The organism is Phycicoccus sonneratiae, from assembly GCF_016887965.1.
In the GTDB taxonomy this organism is placed as follows: Bacteria; Actinomycetota; Actinomycetes; order Actinomycetales; family Dermatophilaceae; genus Phycicoccus; species Phycicoccus sonneratiae.
The window spans coordinates 1-1,343 of sequence record NZ_JAFDVD010000032.1 but is presented as its reverse complement, the minus strand read 5'-3'; the positions used below and the strand labels follow the sequence as shown (position 1 = coordinate 1,343).

Annotated in this window: 1 protein-coding gene; it reads left to right on the top strand. The window is 68.1% G+C overall.

Annotated elements, in window-relative coordinates:
• The first annotated feature begins 84 nt into the window (after positions 1-84).
• On the top strand, positions 85-1,287 hold the full coding sequence (locus tag JQN70_RS19710) for a DDE-type integrase/transposase/recombinase (RefSeq protein WP_204133100.1): 1,203 nt from the start codon (positions 85-87) through the stop codon (positions 1,285-1,287).
• Positions 1,288-1,343: the final 56 nt, after the last annotated feature.

Sequence of the window (1,343 nt, the reverse complement as noted above, 5' to 3'; positions counted from 1 at the left end):
CTGTGTTTTGAAGGGACATCTCTGACAGGGATGTGAAGGGAGATGTCTGACACCCGGTGTGTTCCAGCGGCGACGATGCCGCGTGTGAGCGAGCAGGTGGTGTCGATGGAAGTGCGGTTGGCGATGGCCGCGCACGCCGTGCTGGAGGACTCGAGCCTGTCGGTGAGCGAGGTGTGTCGCCGGTTCGGGATCTCTCGGGACAGCTACTACCGGTATCGGCGGCGGCTTCGGGACGAGGGGCTGGTGGGGTTGGTGCCGCTCTCGCGGCGTCCGGGGATGAGTCCGGGCGCGACGAGCCCGGAGATGGTCGCGGTGCTGGTGGCCAAGCACGACCAGCTCGTCGATGAAGGCTGGGACGGTGGCGCCCGGTCGGTGCATGACTGGCTCGCTCTGGAGCAGGTTCCGGGGCTGCCCTCGGCCCGCACGATCCACAAGTACCTCGCCGCGGCCGGGCGCACCACGCCCACTCCGGCGAAGCGGCCGAAGAAGAGTTTTCACCGGTTCGAGGCCATGCAGCCGAACGGGATGTGGCAGCTGGACGGCACTCAGGTCGCCTTGGCCGGCGGCGCCAAGGCGGTCGTGCTGCGCTTCCAGGACGACCACTCGCGGATGGTGCTGGCCACCCGCGCGGCCCCCTCGGAGAACGGCACCGACGTCTGGGAGTGCATGGTCACCGCGATGGACCGGCACGGCAAGCCTGCGGTCGTGTTGTGTGACAACGGCTCAGCCTTCACCTCCCGCTTCACCCGCGGGGTCGGCGGCTTCTCCGAGTTCGAGACCCGGCTGCGGCTGATCGGGGTGGCGATGGTCAACTCCTCACCCCACCACCCTCAGACCTGCGGGAAGAAGGAACGCGAGTGGGGCACCTTCAAACAGTGGCTGGCCACCCGTGAGCCGGCGGCCGACCTCGGGCAGCTGCAGCGACTGGCCGAGGCCTACGACGAGATCTTCAACACCCGACGCCCCCACCAGGGCATCGGTGGGTGCACCCCCCAGGCCCGCTACGACGCTGGCACCAAGGCCGAACCCGACCCCCAGCAGCAGCTCGACCGGGCCAGCATCCACCACGTGCGCGTCACCGCCGGCGGCTACCTCGACCTACCCCACGTCCGCCTCGCGCTCGGACCATCCTGGGCCGGCGCGGACATCGACTACCTCATCGACTCCGACCACGTCGTGCTCTTCACCGGCACCGAGCTCATCGCCCACCTCGACCTGAACCGGACCACGTTCCTCGGCAAGCCCCGATGCGCCCGTGACTACATCCGCATCGAGCGAGACACTTGACCTGTCAGACATGTCTCCTCCGAAGTGTCAGACATGTCCCTTCACAGGACAGACCG